We start from the raw sequence: 18,902 nt of genomic DNA on the forward strand, positions 1-18,902 counted from the left end.
TCGTAAGCACATCACTAGTAACCTTTTGATTGATAAATTGTTTGTTAATAAAAAGAATGCAAGTAAAAATGTTTTTGAAAGGTGAAGAAAATGAAACTCTTTAGCTCCATTCTTGATTTAATTGGGAACACCCCAACTGTCAAACTTAATAAAATACCAGACCCATCTGGTGCTGAAGTATATATAAAACTTGAATCCTTTAACCCCGGCGGAAGCGTGAAGGACCGTGCAGCAATGAATATGATTGAACGTGCGGAGGAAACGGGGAAACTGATACCTGGAAAAAGTACGATTATTGAACCGACATCTGGAAATACGGGTATTGGCATTGCCATGGTAGCTGCCGTGAAAGGCTATCGCTGTATTATCACCATGCCTGACAATGCCACTCAAGAGCGTGTGAAAATCTTAAAGGCTTATGGAGCTGAAGTTCATTTAACTCCAGCGGCATTGCGCATGCAAGGAGCGATTGATGAGGCCAATCGTTTGGCCAGCGAGCTTCCGGACAGTTTTATTCCCATGCAGTTTGAGAACCCAGCCAATGCTGACGCCCACCGTGGAACGACTGCTGTCGAGATTTTGGAAGCTTTTGAAGGAAAGCTGGATGCCTTAGTGGTAACGGCAGGAACTGGCGGCACTGTAACCGGTGTCGGAGAAGAATTAAAGAAATCCATCCCAAATTTAAAAATTTATGTGGTCGAGCCATTCGGATCACCGGTCCTATCAGGTGGTAATCCAGGACCTCATAAAATCCCCGGAACAGGTCCAGGGTTTATCCCGAAAATATTAAACCGCGAAATTTTCGATGAAATCCTGCTCATTAAAGATGAAGATGCTGCGGTAATGGCCCGCCAACTTGCAGCTCGAGAAGGAATCTTTGTTGGGGCATCTGGTGCATCCACTGCCCATTTTGCTGTTGAAATTGCCAAAAGACTCCCATCTTCAGCGAGGGTACTGTGTTTGGCTCCGGATACAGGAGAACGGTATCTCTCTTCTGACTTGTTTCCGGGATAAAGTAATCGAATAAAAATAAAGCTTCCTCCAACGAGGAAGCTTTATTTTTTCGTGTAATCATTTGGGCTTGACCTTAAATTTCAATAATAATCGGGAGGATCATCGGCCTTCTCTTTATTAAGCTTATTATTTATAACACCTTAATTACTAATAATAGGTCCACTTTTAGAAAAAATCCGGATCCGTCATGAGCAGCCGCATCATAAGCTTAATCCTTATTTCATAGATCAAACAAGAAAATACCCAATCTATTATAACAAGAATCCACTACTTACTTTTTCCTTCCCGAAAAATAAATAACTGTAAACTTGATAAAGAAATTGTTCTTGAATATAATTCTATCAAGGCTAATAGGATTAATTAGATTTAGTATATTTATGAGAAACGAAGATAAATATGAGTATCCTTTTTGAAATTATTTCAGATGAGTTAATAGATGTTTCTGTTCGCATAAAATAAATATTTTGGTTTACCGATAGAAAGTATTCGGTTTATTGAATATATCGAAGAACCAATTAAAATCCAACTGCCTTAATTGGCTAATTGGTGAAGGGGATATTATTATGTATGAAGGTAAAATCATAAAGTTTTATCGGGAAAAATACAAACTAACTCAAGAACAGTTAGGGAAAGATATATGCTCCGTAACACATATTAGTAAAATCGAATGTGCTCAAACAACTTACGCAACAGATATCATTACTTTATTATCCAAACGCCTTGGAATAAATATGGAGTTGGAAGTAAAAAAACTAATAAATATTAAACAGCAATTATTCAAGTGGCATGAAGCAATAATTATGCAATTATTTGACGAGATGGATCAAATTAACAACGAACTCGAGCGTGAAGAATTAATTAAAATTTCAGAACATAATAATATGTATCAGTTACTACGGGCTAGGTATTTATTATTACATAATAATTCTCATGAAGCATTTAAGATTATTAAAAAAATTCAAAAAATAGAAAATAAGTTAACACCTTATGATACCAATCTATTAAAACATGTTTTAGGTATCTATTATATGTTAAACGAAGATTACATTGCAGCAATTCAAACATTAAAAGCAATCCAAAATGAGTTTTATAATAATCCAGAATATTACTATCAATTAGCAGTTGCATATCATACTTTACAATCACCAGTTTTGGCTTATTATTATGCTGAAAAATCCCATCATTTTTTTGAATATACGAATAACTATCCGAAAGTCATTGATGCTGAAATGCTTATGATCATTCAAGTTAAAGATGATGATGACGATGAAGAAATAATAAACCGGTTTAAAAATTTAATTAAAAGTTGTGATTTATGTAATGCTCCTGATCGAAAAGCAAGAGTATTACATAACTTAGCTTTTGAATACTTCCGAAGAAAAAAATATGATCAAGCCAGTTGGTATTATAAGGAATCTATGTTACTTAAAAAAAGTGAGTCTCCTGCTTACTTACTATCTTTAGAAGGATATATACTGAGTGCATTTCATGGTGATCTTATTCCAAATAAGAAATTAATACATCATGCTGAAAATGGATTAACTATTGCAAAAAATAATAATCAATTATTATATATCCATTTATTTAAACTTCTTCTATATTTATTAAAATCTAAGGAAAAAGAATATTATCAATATTTATCTAGTAAAGCATTACCTATGTTTGTAAAAAGTGGGTATACATTTTGGATTCAGCGTTCAAAAAAGGAATTGTATAATTATTATTATAAAAAGAAGTTAACAGATGAGGCATTGGAAATGGCTCAGTTTTTAATTAACCCATAAATCTTTCGTCCACGACCATTACTAGGGAATGGAAAAACCCGAATATGGGCACATTTTTTAGTGTCCGTACTCGGGTTTTTAATCCAAATAATGGCTTTTTGTTTTGATGTGAAAACCTTACCTTCTTATTGAATCCATACCCCGTCTTTACCAATTTTGTACTTTCCAATCGTTGTATTGGCCGCCATATGACCATCACTATATAAGAAGTACCATTTCTTATTCACTTGAACCCAGCCAGTAACCATTTTACCAGTGGATCCGAGGTAATACCATTGGCCCTTGTAGGCTAACCATTCATTAGCTGCCATTTTACCTGTAGATCCGAGGTAATACCATTGGCCTTTGTAGGCTAACCATTCATTAGCTGCCATTTTACCAGTGGATCCGAGGTAATACCATTGGCCTTTGTAGGCTAACCATTCATTAGCTACCATTTTACCTGTTGCACCGAGGTAATACCATTGGCCTTTGTAAGCTAACCATTCATTAGCTGCCATTTTACCTGTTGCACCGAGGTAATACCATTGGCCTTTGTAGGCTAACCATTCATTAGTTGCCATTTTTCCACTTGCGCCAAGGTAGTACCACTTACCGGAGGTTTGAACCCAAGAATTTTTTAATAAATCACCAGTATTAGTATAGTAATACCAGTAACCATTCTCAAAGCTCCATCCCTGAGTAAAGGCCTTACTTACCGTTACTTCTGCAGAAGCACTTTCGTTCCCCGCTGCATCCTTTACAAATACGGTTAACACTGTTCCTGCTTTTTGTTTACTTATTTTAATTTGATATTTCCCATTACGATCAGAAGTTCCTGTACCGATTATTGTATTATTACTCTTAACAAAGACGGTAACGTTTGCTTCAGTAGTTCCAGTTACTAAGGTATCATTGTCACTGACACTATTAATGGTTGGAGCTTTTGGAGCTGTTTTATCAATGGTGAATTCCACCGTTGTTACGTTTCCGGCTTTATCCGTTACGATTAATGTGTAAGTTCCTTCATGACTTACAACTGTTCCGCTTGTAAAAGCTTCACCATTTAATGTTGCAGTTCCTTTATCGAATGTAATGGTTACATCATGATTGTAGGAACCATTGTTCGATACTCCGGAAACGATAGGAGCCGTTTTATCAATGGTAAACTGAACAGTTGTTGCGTTCCCAGCTGCGTCAGTTACCACTAATGTGTGGTTACCCTCGGTAGTAACCTTTGTTCCGCTTTTGAAATTTTTGCCATCTAATGTAGCGGTTGCTTCATTAAAGGTAATGGTTACATCCTTGTTGTATAGCCCATTGTTTTCTACACCGCTTATCCATTTTGCGTAAAGCCTTACGTCACTTGTCACTTTATCTGTCGCAAAATTCCATGCCGTTTTACCTGCAGGATCTTTGTACCAGCCAAGGAATGTATATCCTAGTCTTGTTGGTGCAACTGGAGCTGTGATTGTAGTATTATAATCTGCACTCTTACTGTCTACCAAGCTTCCATCTTGATGGTCGAACACCACACTGAACTTATGAAGTGTCCATTTCCCGTAAAGGGTTCTGTCCGAATAGATGGAGTTCGTGAATACCCAAGGAAGGGTACATGCTTCATCTGCGTACCAAGTTAAATCATAACCATTTACAACCGGTTCTGTTATTCTACGTGCTACGATTTGGTCTTTTACTTCAAAAGGAGCATTATCTTTAACAACGAAATGCACATTATATCCATTAACCACCTTTTGGATAACCGTTACATCCGCATAATCGGATGCGTTGATATTGATTGCGAAATCTCCTGCCTTTGTGAAGAGACTCTTATCTAACGTAATCGTATGTGAAGCCGTATCTACTTTGAATTTCGTTCCATCTACAGAAGCCCCATTAACCGTGATGCCGGTAATGGCTTTTGCCCAGTCAGATTCACTGAAATCAAGGGTCATATCATTACCAAGACAGTTATCTGACGTATCTGCTGTAACAAGTGATGCTGCTAAAGCATATTTAGCATAAAGTGTGATTGGACTTGTCACAATGCTTGCAAAATCAAATGGCTTCGTGAAAGCTTGATCCATATACCAGCCTACAAACTTATAGCCTACCTTTGTTGGATCCGCTGGCTTCGTTGCATTTCGATCAACGATTTGAGGTGCAATTGAATCACCGCCATTTGAGTCAAACGTTACCAAATAACCGATTACCTGATCCTGAACGTTTGCATCCGCATAACCTTCTGAGCTAATCAACACATTCACCTTTTGGCCTGCTGTGAATAAGGAATGGTTAAGGGTGATCGCACTGTCAGAAATGGTGTAATCTGTATTAAGAACTAATACTTTTGAGCCGATACTAACTTGCTTAATATTATTTTTCCATGTTCCGTCATCTGTAAATGTTAACTTAATGTCGCTCCCCACAGTGTTTCCAAAGCTTTGCTTAGAAACGGTTGGAGGAGTTTTAATCCAGCATATATAGAATGTTGTATTATCTGTCAGCATTACACCATTCGTGTTTGAAATAGGTGAAGCCATTCCAGGTGAGTTCGCACTATCAAGATATAGTGTTGAACTATTGGAAAGTTTTCCGTTTGTTACATGTGATGAAGCTACAGCCGTTGTCATATTAGGTGACGTAGCTTTACCATTCACAAGAGAATCAGCGAAGTATAAGTCAGTTGGATTCGTTAAAGATCCGCCGTTTAAGTCAATGTGACGTCTAAGCCCAAGTCTTATATCCGAAAGTACCAACGTTTCACCAGTAGTCGCTGTAACGGTTATCTTATAACCTTTAATGCCGCCTGCATTACTGATGCTTGGTAATTCACTAAAGGCAAACTTTTGTCCCAGGTTCGCTTGGCCGGCTTTGACCGCTGCATCATGTGTCGCCGTTGTAAACGATAGCGTTCCACTACCGTCACCGTTAGATACCAAATTAAATGTGCTTGGATCTAATGGATAAGTTGTAGGAGAACTGTCAGTTGTTCCATCACTCTTAATTTTATAGTACGTGGCTTCGATTTTTGCAATTTTATCTTTACTCGTTAACCAAGGAACATTCGTTAATGAATTTGGCATGGTGAGGTTAAGATTCCCTTCACCAAGAACCCAGCCAATTCCAGATACACTTCCATTCGTACCGTCGAACTTCAACCCATTCGGTTTTGTTGTATCAACAGGTGAATAGTTTTGTGTATAGGACATTTGCCATTTTGCATAGACAGTAATGTCTGAGTTTATGACAATAGATGGATCCCACGGATTCATACCTTCTTTATCCTTAAACCAGCCAACAAGGTTATATCCGGGCCTTGTAGTATTAGGATTTTTAATTCCACCAACAAAAGTTTGATTTCCTATATTTCCGTTAGGGTCAATTCTGGTTCTTTGTGGACTGTATCCAACTGCTACATTGGAAACCGGAGCACCACCTTGGCTATCGAAGGTAACGCCATATCCAACCGCTTGTCCGGCACTGCCTATTGAATCCAAACCTATTGTTGCAGCCGGGTAAACCGTACCATCAGCACCTGTTGAGTTGACAACAAACTTATATTGCTGAGGCAGCCAATTTGTTCCGCCTGGATCTAAAGTTGCATTTTTAATACTGGTTTCATCAGTAAGCGTTGAATTTGATTTAAATAAATCTGCCTTGAAAATAATTTTTCCTGGTTGGCTTATATCATAATATAAGTTACCGTTATTATCTCTCAAGGAAGTGATATCTTTTCCTTTTGAGCTAGGACCACTGCCAACTGTGTAAACCATTATATTATTGATACCATTACGCCAATTCGCATCATCTGTAAAGGTAAAAGGTAAATCCTTTCCTAAATGTGCTTTTGCCGGGTCAGTAACTAATGGAATCACAGGCGTCTGAATAGGTGTATCCTTAACTGTAATTGATACAGTAACGTCTTGATATCCTGAAGCCTTAATTGTAACCGAGTAATTATCGGTTGCCGTGAATAAAGAACCGGGTAAGGTAATTTGAGAAGGATGAGCTCCTGATTGATCGGTATATCCTCCTGAGATATTTACTTTACTTGTTACATCCGTTGAACCGATAAGGATATTCGTAATCGCTTTTCTCCAAACTACATCATCAATAAATACAGTGTTAGTTGGTATTAATGTAATGTTTGACCCCTTTTGCAAGTCTTGTAAAGTTGGAGTCGTACCTGAAATGATTTGTCTTGGACCTGCAAAATTAAGCTTTTGCATTACTTGCTGTAAGCCATCACCCGCATTTAACGTGATGCTGCCACCATATTGTGTTGTAATGGTTGTATCCTGATCCACCGTAAGCTGTGGTGTCGGAACCGTAATACCTGCATCGATTGCACTTTGATTTTGTTTACCAAAGTTTTTGAAGAGGTAATAGAAGTCATTATAATCAATTCCATATCCGGCAGTTCCCGGTTTGATCCAATAAATATCCGCATTTCTGTTGCTGTTAAGGAAAGCGGTTTTGTTAGCTAAAGTGTTTTCTGGATTATTAAAATTATTAAGGTTCTTATATTGATAAAAAGTATTTACTTCAGCTACAAGGTCCTTCATGTCAATGACGTTATCGCCATTGACATCGCCGCCTAATAAAACTGGAATTAAATTCGGTAGATCATAGACCGTACCTGATTGATATCCAAATTTGTTTTTACCAATCACAGGTGTTGCTGCATATCCCTTGAAATGTCCCGGCATAGAAGTCACAACGGAGTATGGCTTATCACTTACGTCCATTGTTACTGCATATTTTCCTGACAAAAACTTATAATCAACTGTGTTATTATCAGTGGTGGTCGGAGTATCTGTTACAAATGTTTTACCATCTGTATCTGTAACCGTAACCTTAGCACCTGTATCCACAGTAGTTGGTGGAAAAGAACTGCCAACATTATTTGTTGCAAAAGCTTCACTAGCAATACGACCTCTAAGCAGGGATATTGGCTGTCGCACATAAGGATCATTTGTTGGGAACGCCGCAACTTGGGTATCCACACCTGACAATGTTAACCTTGCTGTATCTGGTCTTATTACATAATTAAACGGTCCAACAATCGGATCAGCGTTACTGTAGGTTACATCTGCTTCTAAAATATTCATATCCTTATTAAGCGCACCCGCTGCATCAATCCCCGATATCGTAATATCCGTAGACTTACCGCCAATATTATTATCAGGATACGGCTGACCTACTGTTAAAACAGTACTTGGGTCAATGTCTTTGCTGATTAGATAGTTTTTATACTCATCTGAAAGTCTGATATTACTGAATTTGTAAACTTTTTTATCATTAAGTGAAAATTTACCGCCTGTCATGCCCATTCCATTTTTCGTTGCGATTGTAGTTTTGAAAGGTTTATTCGCATCAACCACAACCTTATCTTGATTTTCTGGACCTGCATCTACACCACCAGAAGATGTCCATGTTAAATATGGAAGACCTTTTTTGATGAAATAATAAGTCTGCTTACCTGTTTCTACATCAGAAGCACCGGAATAATCGCTTGGATAGATCCAAAATTCACTACCTGCTTTTGAAGCTAAGTCCTCACGAGTAACACCAAAATGAAAACGACCTTTCGAATCAGTATTGAAGATCACAGTTGGAAAAAAGTAATCTTGGTAACCCCAGACCAGGTTCAGAGATTGGTCTATAGGCACAAGTTTATTCCAATCTTGAAGACTTGGTACCGAAGTTTCGCCATTCTTTTTCATGATGTCGATGTTCGAATCGTATACTGAACCATAAAATCCTTTGATCTCTTGGCCGGGTTGATATCCTGTCGGGTCGATTTCATAAATCCCCGGCTTTGAATCGTTGTCCATTGTCATGATTGGCGCCGTAATGTCAACATAGACTGTATCTTCTGCTGTGTAGCGTTTTCCATCTTTGTCCGTCGCAATCATCTCAACGGAATAAGCGCCCGGATTTATTCCAATTGTACTGTTCGCGATTCCAGTCGGATCAAATGACCCATTATACGGCTTTGTAAATGGATAATACTGTCCCATAAACAGCATAGTAAGAGGACGTGATTGCGTACCTGGAGCCCATTTACTTAGATCATAATAATTAGTTATCCCTAAATAATTTCCATTCTTATCTTTCAATACAAGGTACATGTTCTCCATTGCACTAGTGACAGAGAAGGTAAAGCCTGAAGTATAGTTAGGTGTATCCGGGCCAAAGTTTCCAGACATAGATTCTGGCAGTGTAAAAGCCTTCGTGATAACTTTAAAATTAATTCCTTTTTCTGCAACAGTAATAGTGAAAGGAATACGATAAGACTCTGATGAGTCAGCTGCATTTACAAGAGAAATATACCCCTCGTAAGTGCCCTCTAATGCGTTTGACGGAACTGTGATGGTTGCTGTTGCTTTAACGGTTCTGCCTCCGCCAACATTAATGGAAGTCCCGTTTGTACCACCGGCAGAAAAATCGATTTTGACATCATTTCCTGTTCCCGGACCTACCGGATTGGATCCGGCAAATTTTGAGGTAATAAACTTGGTATTTACATTAAATGTTTTACTGCTCGTTCCTAGATTTGCTACGTTAAAGTCTTTTGATGAAACCACATCATCAGAACCGTTCGTTGCACCTTCTCCTCTGCCTTTAAAGCCGAAGAACATGCTTCCTGTAAGGTTATCTATTTGACGAATAGTGTTTGAATCGTCTGGCTTATCATAGGTATAAGCCTGATCTAAAACTTGAATTTTAACATCTGCATTTATGGCTCGAGCAGGATCTACACGTCCGGCACCGACTTGGTATACGCTATATTTATTAGTATCAGTGTTAATATCCTTGGCAGTATTCATCAAAGCAGTCTTAACATCTGCCGGACTATAATCTGGATGTGCAGCTAGAACTAATGCTGCAATCCCTGCAACGTGAGGCGTTGCCATGGATGTACCGGACATGATTTGATAGGCATATTGATAATCATGTTTTGTTTTGTCTTGCGGCTCCCAAATATCGTATGGAGCTGTAGATGAAATATCAACACCAGGTGCTACAACATCTGGCTTGATGGTCCAATCTTTCACCGGTCCTGTTGAGCTAAAGCTTGCCAATTCGTCCGCATTTTTAGCAAGTGGCGTATCTAGCTTAGCCGGGAACGTAATGGTTGCATTGTTAGGATCCTTTGCAATTGCGTCTGAAAGCGCTTGACCTTGCGATTGTGTCAAGGAAACGGAATAAACATTGTCCATGCTTACTCCTAAGAAGCTTGGAATATATCCTTGGCTAGCAGTATCATCACTGTTATTCCAAATAATCATCCCCGCTGCGCCGGCATTTTTAGCATTTGCCATTTTTGTCTGTAAATAATCTACTCCACGGTGCACGAGTGCAATTTTTCCGGACATATCTATTCCGATGTAATTTGCCGCACTACCTAAACCGACATCAACAATTGGAAATGTTTTCCCTTTATAAACATCGTCTGCTTGTGAAAAGTTTTTACCAAATAAACGAGCTTGATAGGAGTTTGAACCATTCTTTAGTGTCATCACCGGAATGCTTTCCGGGATTGTACTCGCACCAACAGTGATTGCCAGTGCTGAAGTCCCCGGAGAACCTACAGTAGCTTTACCCGGACCGGAATTTCCTGCTGCAACGGCACACACCACACCGGCTAAAGTAGCATTGTTGATCGCGATGCTTGTTGGGTACATCGGATCATTAACATTTGCTCCAAGAGAAAGATTGATGACATCCATTTGATCTTTCACTGCCTGGTCAATACCACTTAAAACAGACACTGATGTACCGTGCCCACCTGGTCCTAACACACGATAGCCATAAAGATCAACATTTGGCGCTACCCCATTAGCTGAATAGACATCATTATTATTTGTCGTATTTGCTGCAATGGTCCCTGAAACATGCGTTCCGTGAGAAGTGATATATTGTTTATAATCCGCTGGAGGCGGTCCTGCAATTGGATCTGGACGTGTCTTAGCAGCTACCCAATCATCATAAGTTGTTTCCATTGGATCAAGGTCATCTACAAAAATGATATTGCCATCTCCATCGACTGTATTATTGACAAGGTCATGTCCGCCTTTATAAACAGCCTTTAAATCAGGGTGATTGTAATCAATACCGGTATCCAATACACCGACTTTAACTTTTTGGCCAGCACGAGGACCTGACTTAATAATACCTGTATGGCCATCGGCTTGAAGTTTGTCGATTCCCAACCATTTCAGTCCATCTGTAGGCTTACCAACTGAACCACTTGTAGTTGAAGTTTGGTCTGTACTACCTGGGTCAGCAGTATATTCAACTGCAGGCCATATAGAAGCAACATCTGGATATTCTGCAAGTTTTGCAACTTGGTTCGGAGGTAGCGATAAAGCTACTCCATTAAATGCATCTGTATATTCTCTAGTAATCTCCATTCTATTTTTAACAGATTTACCGCCAGCCATTGTGGCGCTAGCTTGCGTTTTCACAAAGCTCTTAAATTTAGCATGGGATTCTGCAACCTTTTTTTGTGCTGCCGAATATTGGTCAGCAAAAGCTTGGCTATTTACTGTAGCCCCACCTTTTGCCAATGATTGCTTAATGATTTGAATTTTAGCAGGATCTTCTTTAAATTGAACGATAACATTAATGTTTTTTGAACTACGCAAATCTTTCTGTTCCAAATGGATTTTTTGCGCATCGTCTGCTCCAGTGAGTTTATTAATGTTTGCTTTTTGCTCAGAAGTAAGACTGTCAAGAATTCGGTTTACTTCTTTTGCATTAAATGCTCCACTGGACGAATTTTTCTGACTTGGGTTAGCAGCAGCATGTACGAGTGTTACATTCTGTGCTAGTACAATGTTTAAAAGCATTGCAATCAACAAAGAGATAGATATTATTCTCTTTGTTAGTTTGTTTCTTTTCTTCATAATTTTCCCCCTTTTCGAGCAAAATATTAGATTCATTTATTTGCTCAAACTAATATTAGAATAGTTAACTATTTTAAAATATTCTCAATACTTAACTATGATTTAATAATACTAGAGTTCCGAAATATCGTATATTGGGGGAAAATAGAACATTTTATTCGACAAAAACTAGTGAAGTTTTTTGTCGAAAAAAGGTATTTTGCGTAATTCACAAGAAAAAGCAACTTAATAAAGAGGTTTTAGAAGTTAAAAGGAAATAAATTGTTATTTATATTTGGGGGAATATTAGATAATTTATGCTAAAAGTCTATAGTAGCAAATAATCACAAATTTTCTTGTCTATTAAAAATAGGAGGTTAGGGTTGCACCAGGACGATATCGGCTATTTCAAAAAATGCAGAGTGAATGATAGCATAAACTAACTAACAATAAATGAATATACTGATAGGAAAGTTAATACTTTCCTATCGGCTAAAAAAGTAGTCACTTAACCATTTCGATACGGCAAATTTCCAATTGCCATTCAGAATAATTTAAAAAAAGCTCTCGATGAATAAAGTACTGAAAAATATTTATAATTTTTAGAAGCTCAAGTTAAGAACCTATTGTCTGTAGGATCATCATAGATGGTCCTCTTTTTATTTTCTAAAATTAATTCCATATAAATTATATTGCTAGTCCTAGTGAGATTTAAATATTCCCCCTAGCAAGTCCAAATATCTTTTAAATTTCGACGTCTATATCTATCATATTATTTCTTTTTTCTATTTTATTCGATAGGAAACGACATAAAAAAATATTTTCTTGTAGATACATGTTTAAAAATGCTGATTAAAACCGTCAATATTCCCCCAATGTACTCTAATTGGAGCATAACATATAATTCGAATTGGGTGATTTTTCGAAAAAATAGATAAATTACCAATGCTTAGATTATTTTATTAGGAAAGGAGAGGTTTAAGTTTGATGGGGAAAAGAAAAAAGAAAAAAATCATTAATGTTGTGCTGCAGGCAAGATTACTGCAGTTTGGGAACAAGTTCGGTTGATTCATTTGCTAATGATACCAACGCCGAAACACCTTGTTGACTACAATCATAGAATCTCTAATTGGGCCAAGGAAGTGCTTTCTTTCTAAGCATACGATTAACTCCCCAATTTGTTTCTAACAGTGAAATCTCTGCATCAAGACATTATCTCATTAGATGCTATTATTCTATTAATTGGTTTTTTAGGAGGAAGTATGGTGAAAAAAATGAACATAAAAAGGATTATGGCAACCGCTTTATCTACGGTTTTGCTTGCATCAACCTTTCATAATGTAAAAGCAATCGATAACGAAAAGAGACCACCTGAGCATTCTGCCATTGTAAACAGTATAAATGGTGCTGATGAACAAAAAATCACACTTATCACAGGTGATGTCGTTACCATTAATAAGATTGAAGGCGGCAAGAGCGTTATTAACGTAGAGCCTGTTGACCAAAATGGTGCAGGTGTTCAAATACTGGATATTGGTGAAGAGACGTATGTCATACCAAATTCAGCTATGCCTTATCTGGCTGCTGATAAACTGGACAAGGATTTGTTTAATGTAACGAAATTAATAGAGAACGGCTATGATGATAAAAGTCTCTCTTCCCTGCCAATTATCGTAGAATACACAGAGTCCACAGCGAGAGCTGCCCAAACAAAGAAGGCCGATCCAAAAGGGGCAAAAACGGTTCGTGTGTTAGAAAGTATTAACGGTGCCGCCCTTGCAACATCTAAAAAGGAAGCGGTTACATTCTGGGAAGATGTCACACCGGAGGCTGCAACAACAGCAAAAACCAAATCAAACAATGCTTTGTTCGACAAGGGCATTGAAAAGATCTGGCTGGATGGCCGAGTGGAAGCCACATTAGATAAAAGTGTACCTCAGATTGGTGCGCCAACTGCTTGGGAGTCAGGTTACACAGGTAAGGGCGTTAAGGTAGCTGTACTTGACACAGGAATCGACCCCAATCATCCTGATCTTGCGGATCAAATAGACGAGGCAAAAAGTTTTGTACCGGAAGAAACAGTTGATGATGCTAATGGTCACGGTACTCATGTCGCTTCAACAGTACTAGGAACAGGGGCTGCCTCTGAGGGCAAGAATAAAGGAGTTGCTCCTGAAGCCCGATTGCTCGTAGGTAAAGTGTTAAACAACCAAGGAAGTGGTATGGAGTCATGGATCATAGAGGGTATGGAATGGGCTGCTCACAACGCCAAGATTGTAAGTATGAGTTTGGGAGGTGGGCCAAGTGACGGAACAGACCCAATGGCTAAAGCCGTAAATAGACTAAGTGAAGAAACAGGTGCACTATTTGTTATTGCTGCCGGTAACGCAAGTGCTGAAGGAAGCATCGGTTCACCAGGAGCTGCAGATGCTGCTTTAACGATCGGTGCTGTGGATAAGACAGACAAGATTGCTTCCTTCACATCAAAAGGACCTCGTTTTGGAGATGGGGGCTTGAAACCTGACCTGTCTGCACCAGGTGTTGGGATTGTTGCTGCTCGCTCAGGACTAACATCAGGAAGTGGATTTTACAAGAGTCTGAATGGTACATCCATGGCAACCCCGCATGTAGCAGGAGCAGCTGCGATCCTTCTGCAAAAGAATCCTAATTGGAATGGTACACAGCTAAAAGAAGCGTTGATGAGTACATCCAAGAAATTAAATTATTCGCCTTATCATATTGGATCAGGTCGATTAGATGTACCAGCAGCGGCATTTAGTACAGTGAGAGCAACTGGTTCATTATCGTTTGGGTTCTTCAAATGGCCAAATGATAATGCGCAATCTGTACAAAAAACAGTCACTTACACAAACGACAGCGACTCTGCTGTAACTTTAGATCTACATGCTGACTTCAAGAATGGAAAAGGTAATGCTGCACCAAATGGAATGCTAACTGTTTCTGAGAGTCAAATTACCATTTCGGCTAACGGGGCTAAAGACGTAACCGTTACATTGAATCCACAACTTGGAGACTTAGGCACGCGTTATGAAGGACATCTAACAGCAACCGATTCTGAAGGCAAGCAAGTGGCTCACACTTCAATGGGCATGGAGAAAGAAGATGAAAGATATCCGCTAACGTTTAACGCCACGGACCGTAATGGAAATCCTGCTTTTACGTATGTCGCACTCCTTGACAAAAACATGAAACCTGATTTTATTGGCGTGAACGGAACAATGGAAGTTCGCTTACACCCTGGCACGTATTCAGCCATGGCTTATATGGAAGTGGATTCTGAAACAGATCATAGTGGTATAGCATTAGTCGGTAATCCTGAAATCAAGCTAGACGGTCCTCAAACCGTGGAACTTGATGCTCGAAAAGCAAATGAAATTTCAGTAGAAGTACCGAAGAATACAGAACCAAGCTATCAGCGCATGCAATACTACCGTTCCCTTGGTGGCAAACCATTAACTCATTCTTACACCATACTTCCATGGATCGATAAAATGTATGCTGTCCCAACAATGAAAGTTAAAACAGGAGACTTCGAATATCTGACTCGCTGGCGTTTAACGAAACCATTGCTTGAGATTAGCTTTAAAGGAAAAGTATTGGATGACGTTCCATTACCAGGAAGCACATTGCTCGATGGAAAATATAACTTATCAACGGTTTATGCAGGAAAAGGGACTTCAGCAGATTATGAGCGTCTAAAAACAAAAGGAAAAGCGGTTGTTGTAGATCGCAACAGTGAAGTTACACCTTCTGAGCAGGCAGCAGCTGCACATGAAGCGGGTGCAAAGCTGTTGATCATCGTAAACAATGAAGATAAGGAATTCATTGCGTTTGCAGGAAATCTAGATGGCACGGACATTCCTCTTGCCGTTGCTGGAATCAGTAAAAGTGAAGGCGATAAAGTGATTACAGCGGCACGTTCTGGTAACCTGAACCTGTTTGTTGAAGGTGAACCAAATACACCATATGTATATGATTTGATGGATGTTCATCAAGACCAAATTCCAAAGAATTTAAAATATGCACCATCTAACAATGAACTAGTTAAGATCGACACACGTTACAAATCAGACCGTGAAGCACCTGGCGGAGAGTTCCGTTATGATTTGCGTCCGTATTCTTTAGGTGTTGGGGATTTACAAAAAGTACAGTTTCCTCATGTTCGAACAGAGTGGGTTTCAGCAGTAAAAGATACTAGATGGTATCACAAGGCAAGTGTATTAGACACTTCATGGGAAGTTCGCCAGCCTTTAGTTACGTATGAAAAGGGACAAAAACTTCAGGAAGACTGGTTCTCTCCAGTAGTTCGTCCGCGTTTGGGTGAAGGCTATTTCCCACCTACCCGCCAAAGGAACTATTTACACTTTAATATTCCTGCTTGGGCCGATTCTGGGAATGGCTCTACAGGTAGTAAAGGATATAATGAATCCTTAAAAAGTCAAACACTTAAATTGTTCCAAGGAGATACCCTTATTAGAGAAGGCAAAGGCCAGGCTTTAGATATAAATACTCCATTCCCAGAAGAAAAAACACAATACAGGTTAGTAAGTGATGCTAAGCGTGATCCAAATCGCTGGAAAACATCATTAAGTACGCATACAGAGTGGACATTCTGGTCTCAAAAAAGCGAAGAATTCGAAACTTTACTCCCACTCTATTCACTAGATTATAAGGTTGAGACCGATATGAACGGTAACGCACTTGCGGCACCATCGACTGCACTCGAGCTGTCTGTTGCAAAACTTGATGATAGGGAGGGCTATCGTAAATTAGAGTATGGTAAATTAGAGGGTGCTACATTAGAGGTTTCCTTTAATGAAGGAGAGTCGTGGAAGAAAGTAAACCTTGAGCGTACTGCGTATGATCGTTGGACAGCTAAAATTAACAACCCTAAAACAAGCAAATATGTTTCCCTTCGTGCAACTGCTTGGGATGACCAAGGAAACAAAATTTCTCAGGAAGTAATTAAGGCATACGGTTTGAGATAACATCGATTAGATTAATAGCATACCCCTCAGCAAGTGAGGGGTATGTTTATTATATTTACTAGTGCGTTAAATAGTCTGTATAGCTAAATCTGCAAATGCTAGATAGGTTATTTTTATCTTTTAAATAGACAGATTGTGATGGAAGGGTTTCAATGAATATATATTCTTATCCAAGATGGCATCAAAGAAAGAAAAAAGAAGAATTTAGTCATCTATTTTAGAATATTTTTACCATGTAAAAAGAATGAGAAATTGACGATTCGAATTTGTTAAAAACAATGTACAAACTTAAAAAGTCTATTGGGTTTTTTATAAAGTAATTAAGCAATACTAAAGGGATACATCTATGCATTAGGAGGGAGTATCACCTTTGAAAATGGCTATCTTGTGTTTTTTGATGATTTTTGTTAGCGGGAATCAATTAATCTTAGCTAAGGAGGTTAGAGACATGACAGATTGGAAATGGGATGGGGATGTCATCGCAGACGTGGAACAAGCCAGATTTACTTTTACGTTTAAAAATAATTGCGATCAGCCCATGTTTATAGAGTTTCCAACAAGCCAGTTTTATGATTATACCGTGTACAATCCAAAAGGAGAACAGGTGTATCATTTTAGTAAAGGGAAATTTTTTTTACAGGTGATTCAACATGAGTCGTTAAACAGCGGGGAACAAATCCAATGGAAAAGTACGTGGGATTACAAAACGAATGAGGGCAAGAGAGTACCTGCAGGAACGTATACAGTTAAAGCCGTATTAAATGTATGGAAAATAAATGACAAACCTGTCCATTCGAAGCCATTTACTTCCTTTACATTCAATATTCAGCCTGAAAATACAGCCATTCGTTAAGTGAAAGTTGCAGGAAAAGAAGGAACTATCCTGTAACAGGAGAGGCCAAAATTTAATTAAAATTTAATAGATAAATCTATCTAATTATCAGTATTTTTAAAGATACTCCAAAGAAGACAAAAATAACGATCTACAGGAATGCTAACGGGGTGCTTTTCCTAAATAAGACATTTTAAATTTTTAGGTCAATTAACTCTATAGACCAGAGATATGGCGTGCCAAAACTGATGTCAGTTCGTACGCCATTTTCATTGCCATTTATATGATATGCACCTCAAATAGAACCTTTTCGATTAATGGGGATGGCTTTTTTTCGATTTAATAATCAAATCTTTAAAATGCTTTTCGTTTCACTCAATACTCGACTGTCATTAATTCGTAATTTTGACGGTATAAAATTGTTCCACACGATAGATACCGTCCTTGGTTGCAGCACGGGGTCACCTTTCGGATCAATATCTGTATTTACAAAGTCTTCATGCCTTAAGAACGCTGTTGGAACGATCACCGTGTTCATCATTCTTGGAACATATTTAGTAGGGGGTCATCTGGAAGTGGGGTTAGGCTACTCGGTGGTTTGATGTCCGCTTCAACCATGTCTGCGTGCCTGAAAAAGACAGTAGGATCAGCAACTGATAATGTTACACCGCCAGGGGCTGATGTACCAGCGATTACCTCCACACTGAGTTGGTTTTTCAGCTCATCTCGACCGATATTTCCGAAAAATGAAAATCGAATATAAAATCCAGCAGGGTCCCCAGCATTAAGGGGCTTAAAGCTGTGTGCAGGAACGATCACTTTAAATAAATGGGGGGGTTCAATCTCTTTTTGAACTCCCGTAGTAGTAACAGGGAATTGGGTTCTTTCACCGAGTAAATACGTGGTGAGTGGTTTATCGGTTGGATTTTTCCAGAGAATAAACAACGTGTTGTTGGGGCTACCACTTTGGTTAGTCAACGGAACCAAAAATGCTCCAGTCGTTATTGCCTTCATTCAATCACTTCCTTTTCATATACTGGCTTATTATATGCATGGCGGTACAAGCTGTGTAGTACAACTATCAAGGTGTTAAAAAAATATATAGGAATCTACTTTGCACGGTGGACATCATTAGAAAGACTCTAACAATAATTGTTTACTACAACACTTTGGATATTTAGGTTAAAACAGAAAAAGAGATTGTGAAATTTTGTACTTAAGCTAATGGGTGCTTGAGTTTAAAAAGGATTGCAACGGCGGCGATCCTTTTTCTTATTTCGCTAACGGGCAGAATAGCATTCCTGTAGATCGTTAAATATCAGGTTTGAAAAAAATAGAGCCCCTCAGTAAGATACGAGTATAGAGACCAATCTAAACTCAGTGTCTT

The 18,902-nt window shown here is 38.6% G+C and carries 6 protein-coding genes; 4 read left to right on the plus strand and 2 right to left on the minus strand.

The genetic code is table 11. The annotated features are described in order from the left end of the window. Nucleotides 1-90: 90 nt before the first annotated feature. Both cysK and ACFVSW_RS12785 read left to right on the plus strand, forming a co-directional pair. Nucleotides 91-1,014, plus strand: coding sequence for a cysteine synthase A (gene cysK / locus ACFVSW_RS12780; protein WP_387316437.1), 924 nt, complete (start codon nt 91-93; stop codon nt 1,012-1,014). Nucleotides 1,015-1,577: 563 nt separating this feature from the next. Then, entirely contained in the window at nt 1,578-2,798 is a 1,221-nt protein-coding gene (locus ACFVSW_RS12785) for a helix-turn-helix domain-containing protein (RefSeq protein WP_387316439.1), read from the plus strand. Between the two features lie 125 nt (nt 2,799-2,923). Here the strand turns inward: ACFVSW_RS12785 and ACFVSW_RS12790 are convergent, their stop codons facing one another. Further along, the gene (locus tag ACFVSW_RS12790; protein ID WP_387316441.1) at nt 2,924-11,695 is read right to left on the minus strand and encodes a S8 family serine peptidase; all 8,772 of its coding nucleotides are present in this window, start codon (nt 11,693-11,695) and stop codon (nt 2,924-2,926) included. A 1,241-nt stretch (nt 11,696-12,936) separates the two neighbouring features. On the opposite strand from ACFVSW_RS12790, the gene ACFVSW_RS12795 reads away from it, so the two are divergent. Together ACFVSW_RS12795 and ACFVSW_RS12800 are read left to right on the plus strand one after the other, a co-directional pair. Then, nucleotides 12,937-16,683: a S8 family peptidase gene (locus ACFVSW_RS12795; protein ID WP_387316444.1), complete on the plus strand. Its 3,747-nt coding sequence runs from the start codon at nt 12,937-12,939 to the stop codon at nt 16,681-16,683. Nucleotides 16,684-17,131: 448 nt separating this feature from the next. Then, nucleotides 17,132-17,536 (plus strand): BsuPI-related putative proteinase inhibitor, encoded by a 405-nt coding sequence (locus ACFVSW_RS12800; protein WP_387316447.1) that lies wholly within the window; start codon nt 17,132-17,134, stop codon nt 17,534-17,536. A 516-nt stretch (nt 17,537-18,052) separates the two neighbouring features. On the opposite strand, the gene ACFVSW_RS12805 is transcribed toward ACFVSW_RS12800, so the two are convergent. Continuing rightward, entirely contained in the window at nt 18,053-18,529 is a 477-nt protein-coding gene (locus ACFVSW_RS12805; protein WP_387316450.1) for a hypothetical protein, read from the minus strand. Nucleotides 18,530-18,902: the final 373 nt, after the last annotated feature.

Source organism: Neobacillus sp. NPDC058068 (genome assembly GCF_042885335.1).
Taxonomy (GTDB): Bacteria; Bacillota; Bacilli; order Bacillales; family Cytobacillaceae; genus Neobacillus.

Bases quoted from the DNA above. Each gene is read 5' to 3' on its own strand.
- cysK (WP_387316437.1), top strand. From the start codon at position 91: ATGAAACTCTTTAGCTCCATTCTTGATTTAATTGGGAACACCCCAACT.
- ACFVSW_RS12785 (WP_387316439.1), top strand. From the start codon at position 1,578: ATGTATGAAGGTAAAATCATAAAGTTTTATCGGGAAAAATACAAACTA.
- ACFVSW_RS12790 (WP_387316441.1), bottom strand. From the start codon at position 11,695: ATGAAGAAAAGAAACAAACTAACAAAGAGAATAATATCTATCTCTTTG.
- ACFVSW_RS12795 (WP_387316444.1), top strand. From the start codon at position 12,937: ATGGTGAAAAAAATGAACATAAAAAGGATTATGGCAACCGCTTTATCT.
- ACFVSW_RS12800 (WP_387316447.1), top strand. From the start codon at position 17,132: ATGACAGATTGGAAATGGGATGGGGATGTCATCGCAGACGTGGAACAA.
- ACFVSW_RS12805 (WP_387316450.1), bottom strand. From the start codon at position 18,529: ATGAAGGCAATAACGACTGGAGCATTTTTGGTTCCGTTGACTAACCAA.